The 16837-nt window shown below is 61.5% G+C and carries 11 protein-coding genes; 7 read left to right on the top strand and 4 right to left on the bottom strand.

What is annotated here, in order from left to right:
• Positions 1–3: 3 nt before the first annotated feature.
• Positions 4–987: a glycosyltransferase gene (locus C7S18_RS14500; protein WP_146151930.1), complete on the top strand. Its 984-nt coding sequence runs from the start codon at positions 4–6 to the stop codon at positions 985–987.
• Here the strand turns inward: C7S18_RS14500 and C7S18_RS14495 are convergent.
• Positions 926–1570 carry a DUF1287 domain-containing protein gene (locus tag C7S18_RS14495; RefSeq protein ID WP_106892243.1) on the bottom strand — a complete coding sequence of 215 codons (645 nt, stop codon included), beginning with the start codon at positions 1568–1570 and terminating at the stop codon, positions 926–928. The two genes, C7S18_RS14500 and C7S18_RS14495, sit on opposite strands and share 62 nt — an antisense overlap.
• Before the next feature lie 226 nt (positions 1571–1796).
• On the opposite strand from C7S18_RS14495, the gene C7S18_RS14490 reads away from it, so the two are divergent.
• Together C7S18_RS14490 and C7S18_RS14485 are read left to right on the top strand one after the other, a co-directional pair.
• Positions 1797–2234, top strand: a complete 438-nt coding sequence (locus C7S18_RS14490; protein ID WP_106892242.1) for a phasin family protein — start codon at positions 1797–1799, stop codon at positions 2232–2234.
• A gap of 136 nt (positions 2235–2370) precedes the next feature.
• Positions 2371–3780 carry a TIGR01777 family oxidoreductase gene (locus C7S18_RS14485; RefSeq protein ID WP_106892241.1) on the top strand — a complete coding sequence of 470 codons (1410 nt, stop codon included), beginning with the start codon at positions 2371–2373 and terminating at the stop codon, positions 3778–3780.
• 429 nt (positions 3781–4209) lie between these two features.
• On the opposite strand, the gene C7S18_RS14480 is transcribed toward C7S18_RS14485, so the two are convergent.
• Positions 4210–5700 (bottom strand): DEAD/DEAH box helicase, encoded by a 1491-nt coding sequence (locus C7S18_RS14480; RefSeq protein WP_106892240.1) that lies wholly within the window; start codon positions 5698–5700, stop codon positions 4210–4212.
• A 245-nt stretch (positions 5701–5945) separates the two neighbouring features.
• Here C7S18_RS14480 and C7S18_RS14475 point away from each other — a divergent pair, with 245 nt between their 5' ends.
• The gene (locus tag C7S18_RS14475) at positions 5946–8234 is read left to right on the top strand and encodes an FdhF/YdeP family oxidoreductase (protein WP_106894042.1); all 2289 of its coding nucleotides are present in this window, start codon (positions 5946–5948) and stop codon (positions 8232–8234) included.
• Complete coding sequence (gene fdhD, locus C7S18_RS14470) at positions 8231–9013, top strand: formate dehydrogenase accessory sulfurtransferase FdhD (RefSeq protein WP_170113278.1); 783 nt, start codon at positions 8231–8233, stop codon at positions 9011–9013. The genes C7S18_RS14475 and fdhD overlap by 4 nt, the downstream gene beginning before the upstream one ends.
• A 76-nt stretch (positions 9014–9089) precedes the next feature.
• Here fdhD and C7S18_RS14465 read toward each other — a convergent pair whose 3' ends face one another.
• The gene (locus tag C7S18_RS14465) at positions 9090–9638 is read right to left on the bottom strand and encodes an ECF-type sigma factor (protein ID WP_106892238.1); all 549 of its coding nucleotides are present in this window, start codon (positions 9636–9638) and stop codon (positions 9090–9092) included.
• Complete coding sequence (locus C7S18_RS14460) at positions 9635–12247, bottom strand: serine/threonine-protein kinase (protein WP_106892237.1); 2613 nt, start codon at positions 12245–12247, stop codon at positions 9635–9637. Before C7S18_RS14460 ends, C7S18_RS14465 begins: the two co-directional genes overlap by 4 nt.
• Before the next feature lie 276 nt (positions 12248–12523).
• Between C7S18_RS14460 and C7S18_RS14455 the strand changes: the two genes are divergently transcribed.
• Positions 12524–15541, top strand: a complete 3018-nt coding sequence (locus C7S18_RS14455) for a hypothetical protein (RefSeq protein ID WP_106892236.1) — start codon at positions 12524–12526, stop codon at positions 15539–15541.
• Between the two features lie 10 nt (positions 15542–15551).
• Positions 15552–16637 carry a hypothetical protein gene (locus C7S18_RS14450; protein WP_146151929.1) on the top strand — a complete coding sequence of 362 codons (1086 nt, stop codon included), beginning with the start codon at positions 15552–15554 and terminating at the stop codon, positions 16635–16637.
• Positions 16638–16837 lie beyond the last annotated feature (200 nt).

Raw genomic sequence — 16837 nt, 5'->3', positions numbered from 1 at the left:
CACGTGGCTGATTCTCCACTGGTGACCGCGCTGATCCGAAGTATGGATCGGCCAGTGCTGCGCCGTGCGTTGGATTGCGCGGCGGCACAAACCTATCCCAATCTTGAGATCCTTGTGGTCGCCGCGTGCGGCGCGCGTCATCAGGAACTGCCGGCCACCTGGAACGGTCGGCCGGTCAGGATGGTGCGGTCGGATTCCCGTTTGCCGCGAGCCGAAGCCGCGAATGCGGGTCTCGATACGGCGCGTGGCGAGTGGATCAATCTGCTCGATGACGACGATGAATGGACGGCCGATCATGTCGAGCACCTGCTGACGTTTGCAACGCAAGGCAGCGCAAGGCTGGTGTACGCGACTGCCGAGATTCGCAATGAGCACAATGAGCATGCGGGGTTTGTGGGTCGCCATGGCACCCACATGCAGCTCTACTACCAGAATCGCTCGCAGCCCACGGCGACGATGTTCCATCGCTCATTGATAGAGGATGGTGCGCGCTTCGACCCGGCGTTCGAGATTCTTGAGGATTGGGATTTTGCGATTCAGTGTGCGCGACTGACTGAGTTTCGTTGGCTGCCCGAAGTCACCTGCATCTGGCATGCGGGCGCCGGCGAGTCTGGTTGTGGCGTGGGCGCAAACGAAGACCGCGAAAAGCATCAGCGCTTTGCGGATCGCGTGCGGGCCAAGTGGCGGCACCAGTTCGAATCGTGGATGCAGGACCCGAAAGAGATGCTGTTTCTCGGCCAACGGCATTTGAAAGAAGGCAATGTAGACACCGCCTTGGATCTGCTCGAAACGGTACTTGCCGCGTTACCGAACGATCTCAACGCCCTGAATCTGTGTGCGATGGCGAACATGCACGCGAACCGCTTGGGACGTGCCGAAGAATTGCTGAATCAGGCGAATCGATTGCGCCCTGGGCTTGCGCCAATCACTGCGAACCTCGAGTTGGTGCGGGCGCGTCGATTGGCAGCCAGCGGTAGTGACCAATAATCTTGTATTCGAACAACAGATCCTCGCGTTGCGTGCCGGCCCCAATGTTGTGAATAATCAGCGGGCGGGCGTCGGCAGTCGCCGTTTGATCAACAAGACCAATATGGGTGATGCCACCACCCAAGTCCCACGTGACGATGTCACCGGCCTGATAGTCCGACGCGATCTTGCTGATCGGCAGGCTCGCTTGCTGGCGCGTCAGAAACGTCATCAGATTGGGCACGCGGCGGTGATCAATGTTGCGATCCGGCTTTTTGAGCCCCCATTTTCTCGGGTATTGCTTGAAATTCGCCCGCATGTCCTCATGCACCCGCTGCTGCAGGTCGATGCCAAACGCATCGCGGTAAGCGCGAATGACCACATCAGTACACACGCCCGTGCTGCGGGGCACATCGCCCATCGGATAACCGAGCTGACGGTAGTTCGGGTCGTAACTCAGCGTGACCCCAATCTGCTTGGTGGCTTGACCTAGCAATGCTTTCGTCGATGCGTCAGGTGTCGACGCATCAGGCGCCGCAGCGACCACATGGCTCGTGACCAGCAACACCGTGCAGAGCAACGCAACAAATCGATGGCGGAACATTTTCGAGTACTCCGTGATTGGCTTCGAGTATGGTGTCCGTGCCTGCATCGCATCTTAACTGCGATGCCGGATGGCCTAACCACAGCTGAATGACATCCGCATTTCTGGGGCTTGACAATCGCCTATAGTGTGAAAGTTCTAACGACCGTTTGAACAATGCACGTATCGTGAGCGCATCACAGCAGTCGGTCGATTGCGGCGACTCGCGGCTATTGAGGAATTGAACATGCGTCAGAACGTCAAATTCAAGAAAGTCAGCAAGCCAGCCCAGGTGAGTGACACTGGCCGCACGCTGTGGCTGGCCACGCTCGGTGCGATGTCTTTGGCCCAGAAGCAGGGCGAAAAGGCGATCGATGCGCTGGTCGCCGAAGGCACCGCGTTCCAGAACAAAGCGAAGAAGTTCAGCAAGACGCTGAACAACGACGCCAAGAAGTTCAAGGCCAATGTCGAGAAGAAAGTCGATGGTCTTGTCAGCCCGATCCGCGCCCGCGCAACGAAGAACGTGCAGGAAGTGGAATCGGCCGTGACCGAACGCATCGGCGCCGTGCTTGGTCGTTTTGGCGTGCCATCGAAGGGCGACGTACAGGAACTCCTGACGCGCGTTTCCGAGTTGAACCGCGAGATCAAGACTGGCGCCCGTAAGGCCGCCCGCGCTCGCGCGTAATCTGGTTGCGCGGTGCGCCCGCGCTGCCCGAAAAAAAGCCGGCCTTTCGCCGGCTTTTTTCATTCATTGACTTGCTTTAATTTCGGAAATTACCGAAACTAAGAACAACTGAAATGAATGAAATCAAGGGGTTCGCATGGGCGGGTTCCAAGTACTTCTGGTTTTCCAGGTTTTTTTGGGCGCTCTGGATACGGTTTGGCATCACGAACTGACCGAGCAGCTCGCGAACCGCGAGCGTCAGCGGCGGGAGCTCGCGTGGCATGCCTGCCGATCCCTTCTGTACGGGTTGTTGCTCGGGCTGCTAGCCTGGGTCGACTTCCGGGGGGCTTGGTTGTTGTTGCCACTATCGCTCTTTTCGGTCGAGCTGATGATCACGCTGGCTGACTTTGTTGAAGAAGACCAAAGTCGATTGCTGCCTCCTACCGAGCGCATTTTGCATACGGTCATGGCAATCAACGCAGGGGCGTTGCTGGTCGCCTGGTTGCAGCCGCTGACTGTTGCGCCTTTGCCAAGCACGATTGCTTGGCGTTCGTTTGACGGGTTCGCTGCTTTTCTGACCGTGATGGCCGGACTAGCGATGGTGTCTGGCCTGCGTGATGCATTCGCCGCTAAGAAGCCACTCAGCATGAACACAACGCTGTTGCCACAACGACCTTTGCGCGTCCTGATCACCGGCGGCAGCGGCTTTATTGGGTCGACGCTGGTGCATCGGCTCCTGGGATCTGGTCACCACGTCAGCATCCTGAGTCGGCAGCCCCGGCGCACGTCGATGATGTTTGCGGGTCAGGCGGCCTGTTTTGATCGCATCGAGGCCATCGGCCAGCAGCAGTACGACCTCATCATCAATCTTGCCGGCGCGCCGGTGGTTGGATTGCCTTGGACAAAAGCGCGTCGGCGTGTGCTGTGGGACTCGCGCGTGACCTTGACGCGTGATCTCGTGACGCATCTGGCCACATTGCCACGTAAGGATCGGCCAGTCTTCGTGCAGGCTTCAGCGATGGGCTACTACGGCCAGCACGCCGCCAGCAGTCGCGAGCAGGATCCACCCGGCGTGGACTTTGGCGGGCAACTCTGCGCCGCTTGGGAAAATGCCGCGGAGCTGGTCCGCGATGCGGGTTATCGGCTCATCATTCTGCGCCTTGGGCTGGTCCTCGGCACGCAGGGCGGCATTCTGCCGCCACTGAAGCTCTCTGCGCACTTTGGTGGTGCCAGTGTGCTCGGCGACGGTCGCCAGGACTTCCCCTGGATTCACCTGGATGACGTGCATGGCAGTATCGAACGGCTAGTGCAGAATCGCGACGCAGAAGGCGCATTCAACCTGTGCGCACCAGAACGTGTCGACCAGGCAGCGTTTACCCGTGCGTTGGCAAAATCAGTGCACCGGCCGCAATGGTTGCGCGTACCAGCGACCCCGATGCGTTGGCTGCTTGGGCAGATGGCTGACATGTTGCTCGCCAGCCCGCCAGCGACGTGTCAGCGCCTACAGGCTATGCATTACGGATTTCGTCATCCAACCTTGGCTGCGGCGCTGAAGGCGTGCGGATGACTGCAGACGTTCACTGAAGACGTTCATCAGGTACTGATCGCAGATGGCTGCCATTGCAGCCCAGCAATGTGAGCGCGAACAGGACAACAATCTAGATCGCAGCCAAATCGTCTCTCGCAGTTGCGCTCTCTCCAACGCGAGTGGGTGTCCAGCCGCGCTTATGGTGCGCTTATTTGCCCGTCAAACTTTCAGCGACGATGCGCGATTCTTAGGACGGCACTGTGTGGCAAGTAGCCCTCTCTCCGGCCCTCTCCCACTCGCGTGGGAGAGGGAGTCGGCTCCCTCCGCCGCGAGCGCTGGGGAGAGCTGCTTTGGGCATCTCGGCGTCGACAGAATGGCCTCGCCAGAATCTGCGGATCACCGCACACGCATTGATGGGTGAATCAGCGCTACAACGAGATGGCCACAGCGCTGCTCAACCCGACACAATCAGCGCGGACGCTGAGCCGAGTGCACCGAAGCGCCCGGATTGCCACCACGACGCCGACGACGCTGGGCGGCATTCGGACCATCCTGCATCTTGCCCGGATGGCTATGCTGGCCGGCATGCGCGGCATGACGCTGTTGGCCGGATTTGCCGGGTTGCGCCTGGCGTTGCTCCGCGCGCGCGCCACCATGGGCACCGCGCTCGGAACGTTGACCTTGCTGCTCACGACGACCGCCATCGGCCTGACGCGGCTGACCACCTTGCCGCGATTGCCCGCCTGGGCGTGACTGCCCAGCCGGACGACCCTGGCCGCGCTGGCCTTGGACCGGACGTGGGGCATTGGCATCCATGCGCAACGGTGCGCTCAGTTCGTAACCCGCCATCGGCACCAACTGAATCTCTTGCTTCAGCAGGCGCTGAATATCGCGGAGCAGCCCGGATTCATCCGGCGCCACCAGCGAAATGGCGCGACCACGCTCGCCGGCGCGACCCGTACGACCGATACGATGCACGTAATCTTCGGCGACCATCGGCAGGTCGAAGTTGATGACAACCGGCAGCTCTGGAATATCGAGACCGCGAGCGGCGATATCGGTCGCCACCAGCACCGTCAGCTTGCCCGATTTGAACTCGGCAAGTGCCTTGGTACGGGCGTTCTGGCTCTTGTTGCCGTGAATCGCCGATGCCTTGAAGCCGGATTTCTCGAGCATCTCGGCGAGCTTGTTCGCACCATGCTTGGTGCGCGCAAAGACGAGCGTCTGCAGCCGCGAATCCTGCGCCAGGATATCGACCAGCATCGCGCGCTTCTTGTCGCTCGGCACCGGATGCACGATGTGCGAGATCGTATCGGCCACCGTGTTGCGCGGCGTGACCGACACTTCCTGCGGATTGTGCAGGAACTGCTGCGCAAGCGCTTTGATCGGGTCCGAGAAGGTGGCGGAGAACATCAAGGTCTGCCGCTGCTTCGGCAGCGCCTGCAGCACGCGCTTCAATGCGGGCAGGAAGCCCATGTCGAGCATGCGGTCGGCTTCGTCCAGAATCAGTACTTGAATCTGACTCAAATCAACCGTGCGCTGGCCGAGATGGTCGATCAAGCGGCCTGGCGTCGCAATCAGAATGTCGAGGCCGCGACGCAGCGCATCGTGTTGTGGGCCCATGCTGACACCACCAAAAATGGCAGCAGACTTGAGCGGCAGATGCCGGCCGTAGTTCTTCACGCTGTCCAAAATCTGGGCGGCGAGTTCGCGGGTCGGGGTCAGCACCAGCACACGCGGCGCCGGGCCCTTGCGCGGGCCGAGGCCAGCGAGGTAATGCAGCACCGGCAGCGCGAAGCCGGCCGTTTTGCCCGTACCAGTTTGCGCGGCCGCAAGGAGGTCGGCGCCGGTCATGACGATTGGAATGGCCGCAGCCTGGATGGGGGTTGGCTGGGTATAGCCTTGTTCGTCCAACGCACGGAGGATCTGGGGCGAAAGGCCCAGTTCAGAGAAATTCATTTAATTGAGAGTCCGGTAACACCCGGAGCGTTCCCATCGCTACGAGAAACATGAGCTGCATCCTGCAGCAAACCTGGAGCCGGTGACCATCTGAGAAACAGACGCTGGGAAGACCGGCTCCCGAAATCAGCGTGCAGTCTGACCAGATGTGCCAGATGATGCAATGCACACCTGAACAGAAGGTTCAGATTCGCGCACAAGAGCGGCAGTTCAAGTCGGTTGCGGGGCGCTGGTATGCTGGGTCCATGAGCGAAACGAAAGACTCCAAAGCGATCCGGATTCAGCCCTATGCCAAGCCCGCCGGGGGCTGGGATTCGCTGAAACGCTCGTACCAGGCGTTGCGCGAGGAGGGCATCGTCGGCCCTGGAGCGCGGGCCATGCTGCGAACCAACCAGAACGATGGGTTTGACTGCCCAGGCTGCGCGTGGCCCGATCGCAACCCGAATTCAACCTTCGAATTTTGCGAGAACGGCGTCAAGGCCGTTGCCGCCGAGGCCACCGCCAAGCGTGCCGATCGCGCGTTCTTTGCCGAACACCGCGTTCAGGATCTGCTGGCGCAAACGGATCTCTGGTTGGAAGCGCAAGGGCGCCTGACCGAACCTATGGTGTACGACCAAGCCAGCGATCATTACCAGCCCATCGGCTGGGATCAGGCATTTTCGCTGATCGGCGCCCGGCTGCGCGCCGCCGCGAATCCGAATCGCGCGGTGTTCTACACGTCCGGGCGGACGTCGAATGAGGCAGCGTTCTTGTATCAGCTGTTTGTCCGTGCTTACGGCACGAACAATTTGCCGGACTGTTCAAACCTCTGCCATGAGGCCTCCGGTGTCGCGCTGACCGAGCAAATCGGGAGCGGCAAGGGGTCGGTGACCCTGGAAGACTTTGAACAGACCCAGGCGATCTTTGTGTTCGGACAAAACCCCGGCACGAATCATCCGCGCATGCTGGGAGAGCTTCGCGCAGCCGCCAAGCGCGGTTGCCGGATCGTGGTGGTGAATCCGCTGCGCGAGCGCGGCCTGGAGCGGTTTGCGCATCCGCAGCATCCCGCCGACATGCTCTTTGGTACGGCCACCGAAATTGCGTCGTTGTACCTGCAGCCGCGTATTGGTGGCGACCTCGCGTTCTTACACGGCGTCGCGAAATGTCTGTTCGACTGGCAGGCGATCGATCAAGCGTTTGTCGACCAATACACCGATGGCCTTGCGCCGCTGCGCGCGCAGATCGATACGAGTTCTTGGGCGGACCTCGAAGTGCAGAGTGGCCTGCAGCGCGCCGAGATCGAAGCCGCCGCACGCATCTATGCGCAGAGCCCCGCGAGCATTTTTTGCTGGGGCATGGGCATCACCCAGCATCGGCGCAGCGTCGCGACGATCCAGATGCTGATGAATGTCCTGCTGCTCAAGGGCAACATCGGCAAGTCCGGTGCCGGGCCATGTCCCGTGCGTGGGCATTCCAACGTGCAAGGCGATCGCACGATGGGTATTTACGAAAAGCCCAGCGCGGCGTTTCTGGATCGGCTTGATCGGGCGTTTGGACTGGAATCGCCGCGTGCGCCTGGCTTTGATGTCGTACAGGCGATTCAAGCGATGCAAGCCGGCGCGGTAGACGTCTTCTTTGCGATGGGTGGCAACTTTGCGCAGGCAACGCCCGATGCCGCGCGCACGCATGCCGCACTCCGGCAATGCGGGCTGACCGTGCATGTGTCCACCAAGCTCAATCGCTCGCATTTGATTCACGGCCGCGAGGCATTGATTCTGCCTTGCCTCGGGCGCAGTGAGTTTGACCCGCAAGCAGAAGGCCGGCAGGCGGTGACGGTCGAAGATTCGATGAGCATGGTGCACTTGTCAGCGGGCATCCGGCCGGCTGCGTCCGAGCACTTGCTGTCCGAACCCGCGATCGTCGTTCGGCTGGCTCTGGCTGCGCTCCCGGACAGCCAATTGCCCTGGTTGCATTGGCTCGGTCACTATGATCGGATTCGCGATGCGATCGCGTTGGTGATTCCGGGATTCGAGCAGTTCAATGAGCGTGTGCGCCGGCCCGGCGGTTTTCACTTGCCCCATCCGGCGCGCGAGCGCCGCTTCCCGACCGCCACGAGCAAGGCGCGCCTAGTTGCGCATGCGTTGTGGGATGAAGCCGGCCCCGCTGCGACCGCTGCAAACAAAATGGTGTTTCAGCTGATGACCGTGCGCTCGCATGATCAGTACAACACGACGGTCTACGGGCTTGATGATCGCTACCGCGGCATCAAGGGCTTGCGCCGCGTCGTGATGATTCATCCGGATGACTTGGCTGCACTCGGGTTCCAGGCCGGCGATCTCGTCGATGTGCACTCTCTCTGGCATGACGGCGAACGGCACGCCTCAGGATTCACTCTGGTCGCGTATCAGATCCCACGCGGCAATCTCGCCAGCTACTTTCCGGAGACGAACGTGCTCGTGCCGTTGGACAGCGTGGCCGAACGTGCCGGCACGCCGACGTCGAAATCCATTCCGGTCTGGCTCAGTGCCAGTCCAGTCGGTACCGAGCCCTCGTGAACCCGGCGCTGACTGCGGCAACGGCTGTCCGCCACGACGACGCGGGCACCCATTCGCGTCCGGAGATCGTGCTGGTCGAAGCGCCCGTAGCATTGGTCTTTAACGGCCAGAGCCCGCTCGTGTTGATGGCCACGCCCGTGGCGCTTGATGACCTGATCACGGGCTGGGCGCTGAGCGAGCGCGTGATCGATGACGCAAGCGAATTGCAGGTTCTCGACATCGTTGCGCAGGGCGAGGCGTGGCAGGTCGAAGCGAGCATTCCCGACGCGTTGATGCCGCGCCTCGCGGGTCACGGTCGCGTTGGTGCACCCAACAGCGCGTGTGGTTTGTGTGGCACCGAGCGATTGAGCGATGCCATGCGCGCACCGCAGCCAACCGAGCGCATGCCGGCAATGCCGTGGCCGACGCTTTCTGAGCTGCAAGGGCTGTTGCGAGAATTCAATGATCACCAAGTCTTGAATCAGCAAACTGGAGCGGCTCACGCCGCCGCTTGGGTCGATGACCTGGGCATGCTGCTTCGCGAGGATGTCGGCCGCCACAACGCGCTCGATAAACTCATCGGCGCGCGCGCGCGTTCGGGTCGCTCACGTCACTCGGGCCTGCTGCTGATGAGCTCACGGGCATCCTATGAGCTGGTGCACAAGGCGGTCAGCGCTGGCATCAGCCGAATGCTGGTGATGTCGGCGCCAACGAGTGCGGCGATTGCGCAAGCCAATCAATATCAGCTGGAGCTCGCAGCGTTCACGCGCGAGCTTGGCTTTACCCACTACGCACGGTAACTGGCTGAAGGCAAACGAAGCGGTCCAACGGCGTTCCACTTTGGCGCGGTGTTGTTTGCCCCGCATGGCCTCTGGCTCAGTCAGTGTCTTGCAGTCGCCGCTTCAACCATTCTTTCGCAAGCTGCCACTCGCGCTGTACGGTTCGAAGACTCAAGCCCGCTGCCAATGCCGTTTCCTGATCGCTGAGGCCGCCAAAAAAGCGAGCGTCGAGCACATAGGCGCGTCGTGGTTGCGATTCGGCGAGCTCAGTCAGCAGTGCATCGATTTTCAGTAGCCGGCGGGATTCCGCCAACGCCTGGTACTCTGGAGCTGGCAACTCGCCGATCAGATCAGCGCCAGCCGGATCAACATGGCTCTGGCGCAGCAGGCGCTTGCGCGCGTGATCGCAGAGAACCTGGCGCATGGCGCGAACCGCGAGGTTCAACCAATGCGCCTGCTCGGCGGGATCACTCCGTCTCGGTCCAGCGAGTCTCAGGCAAGCTTCGTGAACGAGCGCGGTGGTGTTCAGCGTCGCGCCTTGCTGCTGGCGATGCAACTGACGACGCGCCAGCCGCTTCAGTTCAGCATAGACGTCGGACTGACCCAGAAACTCAGGTACGGCTGCCGACAATGATTGTGCAGTCATGGCAAAGACGCCTTGGGAGCGTGTTGTTGTATACGCGGTGCCTGGTGCAAGCTCAGGTACAGGTTGTCGGACAATCGCCGATACCTGCTGCTCGCTGGATGGTGTCTGGCGAGCACGGGGCGGGCCAGATCGAGTTGTTCCAGCGACCAAGCCGGCGCAGCATTGGCCAAGTGCATGGCGGCATCAAGGCGCGCGGCAGCGGTCAAGGGGTGATCTGCGCCGAACGTGGCGTTAGCAAATGCAATCATCTGCTCGGCTGACGTGATCAGTGCATCCGGTGAGTCTGATTCGGCCGCCAGCGCCAAATCTTCTGCCATCAGTCGAATCAGCAACCGCGCATGCGCGGGGAGCGTCGGATTCAACGTTGCGCGATCAATCAGCTGGAGCTTGATTCGGGCGGCATCGGTCTGGCCATTGGCAACCAGCCAGCGCACACGCTGCAAGGTGGTCAACGCAGCATGAAACGAATTCGGGCCAAAGCCTGACGCGACAACCGGTTCAGCGGCATCGAGGAGCGGCCCAACTTCGGCTGCGGCGTCGCCCTCATCCATCAGGGCATCGGCGAGTTGCGCACGCATTACCGCCTGGATCAATGGATCCGTTTCATTCTGCTGGATGAATTGAAGCGCGGCGCGCAGTGCCGTGATGGTGTTCGCTGCCTGTCCGCGCTCCTGATCGAGCCGCGATGCGGCGGCCCGATCGCTCACCACGTGCAGCGTCGGCGCCTCCATCCCGTGACCGATCAGCAAGTTCACCGCGACCTCAAAGCCGGTGGCCGCTTCGTCGTAACGCCCAAGCATCTGCAAGGCTTCGGCACGATAGTAGTGCGCTGCGTGATACGGATAGTTGTCGGTTTGGCCGGCCGCGGCAAGATCGGCGATCACAATCGCCAGCGCCTGCTCCGCTGCCGCTGCCTCGCCGGCCTCAGCGCGGGTACCTTGCATGCGGATGAACTGTTCGATCGCGCGCCGCGCTTTGGGGCCATACCAACGGCTCATACGCGCGGAGACATAGCGGTTCAGCGTTACGGCACGGTCAAACTCCATGCGGATGCGGGCAACCTCGGCGTTCAAGGCGAGCGCCTCGACATACTCGCGGCTCTCTTTGCCGTAGCGCGTCGCAGCAAAGGCACTGGCGGCACGTCCGTATTGATCGCCAGTGGCGACATCGCCGATCTGCACATACGTGCTGCCCAGGCACATCTGCGTGCGATAGGCGAGTTCTGGGTTCTGCGCCGCCGTTTCAGTAAACAAGGCACTGCTGACGTTGGCCTCGCGCCGCGACTCGTTGATCCGCCCCGTCAACGCAGCGGCCATCGCATCGAGGCAACGAAGGTAGGCCACACTCAAGTCGGGTTTCGGGTCAATGCTCGCGCGGAGGCGCAAGGCGTCGTCGATCAGCGCGCGCGCTGCTGGGTAGTCGAACGTCTCGACATGAGCATTCGCGAGGCCACTTAAAATCTCGTACTTGACCCAAGGGTCGAGGCGACTTTCCGCAAGCGTGGTGTTCTGTTGGTCACGCACATAGTTGCGGAACGCTTCCTTGTCGCCGCCCACCGAGCGCAGTGCTTCAACAAGTAGATTCGCGTTCAGCCTTGCGAGTTCGTCCTTTGCGCGCTGTTGCCGGGTAATTTGCGCCGCAGCTTGCTGATGCTGGAGTTGCGACTGCCACCACAGCACGCCGAGCAGCGTCAGGACGAGCACACCGCCGATCAGCGGGCGTGACTGCCGCAACCAGAGCAACGCCAAATGATGCCAAACCGAAGTTTGCAAGGAGCGCGGCACTTTGCTGGCGCGCAGACGTTTCAGTTCGTGTTCAAATGTCTTCGCGCTGTCGTGGCGCTCGCCAGGCTCGGTCGCCATCGCTTTGCTGACCAGTGCCGTCAACAAGGCACGGATCGCGCTCGGCATCGGCACGCTCGCCGGTAACAGCATCTGGCTCAATCGGCCCAGCTGATAGACATCGCTCGCGGCGGTAATCGGCTCGCCGCGCAGTTGCTCCGGACTGGCATACCCTGGCGTGCAGCCGATGCTGCCGTCGCGCGCATGCAGAAACTGACCAATGCCAAAATCGAGTAGGCAGGGTTGGCCATGTCGATCGATCAACACATTGCTGGGCTTGATGTCGCCATGCGCGATGAGCTGTTGGTGGGCATGGTGGACCGCGTTCGCGATCTGCTGGAGCCAAGCGAGGCGTTGCCGCCAGTCCGCCGCCAGCGATTTGGCCGCTTGATCGATGCACTGGCCCTCGACATGCGCCATCGCAAGCCAGGCGCCGTGGTCGCCGAGCAACCCCGCATCGATGATTCTCGCGATGTTCGGATGGTTCAGGCGGCCGAGCAAGTTGCTCTCTGTCAGCGCGGCACGATGTGCGGAGCTGGCATCACGCCAGAGCTTCAACGCCACCTGTTGTGCAAAGGTGCCGTTGTCGCGATCTGCCAGAAACACCACGCTGGTGCCGCCTTCGCCGAGTTCGGATAGCAGACGGAACGGGCCGACGCGATCCCCGGGCGCGAAGCGTTGATGGAGGCCAAGACCAGCGCCCACTTCGGCACCGACCGACCCGTGCCAGGCGCCGCCGGTGACAATGTCGTCATGCAGCTCGGTCATGGTCTTACAACATCAGCGTGGCACATTGGCAATTGGCAGACCGGAAGTAACATCGAAAAGAAGCGGCAGCGTCTTAGCAGTATCGCTCTGCCCGGGTTGCAAGGAACGTGCCGAAGGATGGCCGCCGCCCGGTGCCGCAACGATAAACGCGACATGGCTCACGTTTCCCCAACATGCGATTCCACTTGTCGCGGTTATGCCGCCGTTTGTCGACCACGTGGCGGGTTGTCGGGCCTCATTCGTAAGTCCCAGGCACCCCATCTGGTGAGTGCAACCATGCTGCAAATTCGTTCCTTGATTGTTCTGGGCCGTCTGGTCCTATTGGTTTTGTGTACTTCTCTGGCGACCCAAGCACTGGCCGCGTTGCGCCTTGATCACCCGCGAATCTGGATCAACAGCGCCGACTTGCCGCGCCTCCAAGCGTGGGCTAATCCGAGCAATCCGATCTATCAGCAAGGCATCCGCCAATTGGCTGTACAAGGTGCCCAGCTGATGGATTCGGGAGCGCTTGATGCGGGCGACAATGCGGGCTCCACGTGGACGCTTTACACCACCGAAGACTACGCCGCGTTGTTTGCGTTGATGAGTCTGATTGACCCGGATACGTCGGCCAGGCCGCAATGGGCGACGCGCGGGCGGGCAATGCTGATGCGCATCATGGACTCGGTTGATACGTGTCAGCGCGCGAACCCGCCGATCAGTACCGGTCGCTTTTGTCAGTTGTCGTTTCCAGTCTCGGATCGTTCGCGCTGGTCGGGGCACAGCATCGCGCTTGCTGCGGACTGGCTGCAGGCGTCGCGGGATGCCAGCGCGAACCCAATCCTGAGTGGTGCCGATATCGCCAAGATTCGGCGTGTGTTTCTGATCTGGTCACGGCTCAGCATGGAGGCCTATCCGAATCCCTACAACAATCCACCCGAGTTCTCGTTGCCCGTGGGTACGATCGGCGAGCCGCTGCTGCGCCTCGATACGGATCTGCGCCGCCATCGCCTGCGCTTTTCGGGCAACAACTATTTTGCGGGCCATATGCGCAACATGAGCATGCGCGCGCTTGCGATCGATCCGAGTGCCGATGTGCCTGATGCGAACACGCCGGCAACGTACTTGCGTCTGAATGGGAATGGGCAACCGGTCGTCGTGCCCTTGGCATCGGAAGCGGGCGCACTGCAGCAGGTTTTGTCTGACACCTTGAAGGGCTGGCTGTTCGTACAGGACTATCTGCTGCGTCATGACAGCCGCGGTGGTTTGCCACAAGAGGGTTTGGAGTACATGCCCACGTCGATCGGCATTCCGGGCCAACTCCTGCTTGCACTCGACAGCGCCGGGCTCGCCGATTTGAACGCGCAGGCCCAATTCGGTCAGCAGGTGGGCGCATTGAACAACAACCCGTTCTATGCGCTGATCCCGGAAGCCATCCTGCAGTCGATGAGCCCGCAGAGCGTCGAAAGCGCCAACTACGGTCGCGTGTTCAAGCCCGCCTGGTATGGCGATGGCGAGCATTACTACTTCATGGATCCCGTCGACATCCTTGGCGCACTTGCGATTTGGTCTGATCGCTACGGGGACACGGCAACCGGCGACCGAATTCGTTGGGCGCTCCGCATGTTGCCGCCAGATGGCAGCACTGGGCTGCCGGGGCGCACGCGCGCGAACGGCAATCCGGGCGACGTGGTGTCGAGCATTGTGTACTTTCTCGTATTCGATCCGACCCGTGCGGCAAGCGGCGCGAATCCGACTGATCCGCGCCCGGGTATGCCAACCGTATTCTGGTCGGAGGGGATGGGTCGCCTGCTGGCGCGGACTGATTGGACCGACAACGCCAGTTGGTTCAATTTCCGGTTGAGCTACAACGCGGTCGATCACCAGCAGGGTGATGGCGGCATGTTCGAACTATATCGGCGCGGCGAGTGGTTGACGAAGGGCACCATTGGCTACGGTAATGAAGGCGGTTCGAGTGATTACAAGAACACGCTGACGGTTGCCAACACCATTGCATCTGGCCTCACGCTCACGAACTTCCTTGGCAACCGTTTGCTGCGCGGTGCGCAGATGCCGCAAGGCCGAAGTCTGTCCGACCCAAGTGTCGAGCGGCGCAGCCAGGGCCCGGACTATCATTACCTCCGTGGCGACATGACGCCCCTGTACAACGCCTACTATCCGCCGAGCGACCCGACGCCCGCCGCATCTCGTGCGTTGGACGTACAGGAAGTGAGCCGCGACATTCTGTGGCTGCGCCCAGATCAGATCGTCGTCTACGATCGCGCCCGCACGCTGACTGCCAACCGGGCCAAACGTTTTTGGTTGAACCTGCCCGACAATCTACCGAGTGTGCCGACCATCAATGGCAACCGTGTCATTGGGCACACGCCGGGTGGGCAGTGGCTGCAGGTCAGCAGCGTGCTGCCGACAGCGCGAACGCTCAGCATTGTCACGACGGACCCGTTCCTGCCGGCCGCTGTCAACGGCTTTGCGTTGGGCGATGAGGACAGCTTTATCCAGACCCGGACCGGTTCAGGAGGCGAGGAGAAGTATGCGACGCGTCTCCAGATTGAAGCAACCGGTGCGCCGCTCGACACGCGCTTTCTGACTGTGCTTGATGGCACCGATGCCAATGCTGCGATTGAGCCAACCGACTTGCTGCAGTCAATAGCCGACAGCGGATGTGTGACCCCGGCGGGCAGTGTCGAGGGTCTCGCGCGCGCCGACCAAGCCATTTGGTTCGCTCGGGATCGCAGCCTGGCGCCGACGTGCCTGATCCTGCCCGCGCCAACGCGCATTCAGCGCATGCTGATCACGGGCTTGGTCCCCAACGCAGGCTACGGACTCAGTATTCAGAGCCAAGGCGTCGAGGATCGCTGGGTGCTAAGCGCCGGTGGTAGCTGGCAGGCGGATGCGGCCGGGGTGTTGCGGGTGAATCGGGGGCCAGCACCCGCCCTGCGTCCGCGCTTGTCGATCGATCAAGACACGCTGACGTTCAGCAGCCGGTATGTGGGCGACAGCGCCACACTGACGCTGCTTCTGCAGAATGACGGGCTTGCGCCGTCGGGGCCGATCACCGTGGCAGTCACATCCGGGACAGACTTCCTGTTGGATCAAACGTGTGCGGCGGCCGCTGGCGGCATTGCGGCGGGTGGCGAGTGCGAACTACGGATTCGGTTCAGTCCGCAGACTGCGGGTATCCGCCGTGGGCTGTTGAGCATCCAGGATGCAGGGGTGCCCACGCTGACGATCAGTTTGCGTGGTCTCGCTGAGCCGCAGCCGAGCGTGCTGTTCACCAACGGCTTCGAGAACTGAGGTCAACATCATGCGTACACTCAGTAGATGCTCGCCTTGGTTGAGCTTGATTTTCGTACACGCCAGTGTGGCCGCCACGCTGCCGCGATTTGCCGACCCGAACTCAGTGTGGCATCAACCGGTTGATATGGTGCCTCTGCATCCGCAATCAGCGAGCATGATCAGTGCTTGGGTTGGCGCGGGCGGCTTTGGTCTCGGTCGCATGCAAATCGACTTTGGCATGGTCATCAATCGCACGGACGCCAGCCCACCCTGGCGCACGATCAGCGGTTATCCCTACGACGACTATTACACCCCGGACTGCGAGCCAATCGGCACGGCCATGCCGGTGCCGGCCAACGCCGAAATCGAACACAGTGGTGGCCTCAGTTGCACCAATGACAGCGAGGACTGTCATCTGCTTGTGTTGCATGACCAGACGCTCTACGAGGCGTACCACGTCAATGCCGATTCGCCCTCGACGCTGGAAGCGCAGTGCCTCGTGCGCTGGGACTTGAACGCCCGTTATGCGGACGTGCAGCGCGGCGAGCACTGCACGAGCGCTGACGCGGCCGGCTTTCCAATCGCGCCACTGCTGTTGAATAGCGATGAAGTGGCCGCTGCGGCTCAGGCCGCTGACGGTACTGTCGGGCATGCCTTGCGCTTCATTCTGCCCAATGCGCGCATGGCGAATGACCCGAGTCTGGGCGGCGTCAGCGGTCGGCTATACGTCCGTCCGGCGACGCACGCGGGTAGTCCGAGTGGGCCGAGCGCTTCCATTCCCTATGGATCGCGACTGCGTCTGCGCCCGGACTTTCCGTTGACCGGATACAACGCAGCGGCGCAGGCCATTCTGCGAAGTCTGATGCGCTACGGCATGGTGCTCGCTGATGGCGGCAACATCGCACTGACTGCCGAAAACGATGCGCGCAACGTCCATTCTTGGGCATCGCTCGGCATCAATTCGCGTGTGTTCGATCAAACGTCCGGAGCCCAAATCGTGCGGCCTCAGGACTTTCAGGTCATCGACACCGGGTCGAGAATTGCCGAGACCTACGATTGTGTCCGTGCAACACCCGCGCCGCCAGCGTTGTTTGCTGATGGTTTTGAGTCCTGAGCGGCATTCGCTGTCGCCTCTTGGCTCAGTCCAGATTGGGTCCAGTGCCAGAAGGCCTGGGCCCGCGCCCGATGGTTGGATGCGCAAGCTGAGCAGTTGGCCGAGCCGCATTTTCCGTTTGCCGTGCCGGGCGGGCACTCCAGCGCAAAGCCAACGCATATCGGAAACCATTGCGTCATGTTCGCGATCAGTTGTGGATT

This window comes from Ahniella affigens, from assembly GCF_003015185.1.
GTDB classification, from domain to species: Bacteria; Pseudomonadota; Gammaproteobacteria; order Xanthomonadales; family Ahniellaceae; genus Ahniella; species Ahniella affigens.
Note: the sequence above shows the minus strand (reverse complement) of the source record. Positions and strands in the feature narration are given on the sequence as shown.

Excerpts from the sequence above, each read along its gene's own strand:
- C7S18_RS14495 (WP_106892243.1), bottom strand. The coding sequence starts at position 1,570 with ATGTTCCGCCATCGATTTGTTGCGTTGCTCTGCACGGTGTTGCTGGTC.
- C7S18_RS14490 (WP_106892242.1), top strand. The coding sequence starts at position 1,797 with ATGCGTCAGAACGTCAAATTCAAGAAAGTCAGCAAGCCAGCCCAGGTG.
- C7S18_RS14485 (WP_106892241.1), top strand. The coding sequence starts at position 2,371 with ATGGGCGGGTTCCAAGTACTTCTGGTTTTCCAGGTTTTTTTGGGCGCT.
- C7S18_RS14480 (WP_106892240.1), bottom strand. The coding sequence starts at position 5,700 with ATGAATTTCTCTGAACTGGGCCTTTCGCCCCAGATCCTCCGTGCGTTG.
- C7S18_RS14475 (WP_106894042.1), top strand. The coding sequence starts at position 5,946 with ATGAGCGAAACGAAAGACTCCAAAGCGATCCGGATTCAGCCCTATGCC.
- C7S18_RS14465 (WP_106892238.1), bottom strand. The coding sequence starts at position 9,638 with ATGACTGCACAATCATTGTCGGCAGCCGTACCTGAGTTTCTGGGTCAG.
- C7S18_RS14460 (WP_106892237.1), bottom strand. The coding sequence starts at position 12,247 with ATGACCGAGCTGCATGACGACATTGTCACCGGCGGCGCCTGGCACGGG.
- C7S18_RS14455 (WP_106892236.1), top strand. The coding sequence starts at position 12,524 with ATGCTGCAAATTCGTTCCTTGATTGTTCTGGGCCGTCTGGTCCTATTG.
- C7S18_RS14450 (WP_146151929.1), top strand. The coding sequence starts at position 15,552 with ATGCGTACACTCAGTAGATGCTCGCCTTGGTTGAGCTTGATTTTCGTA.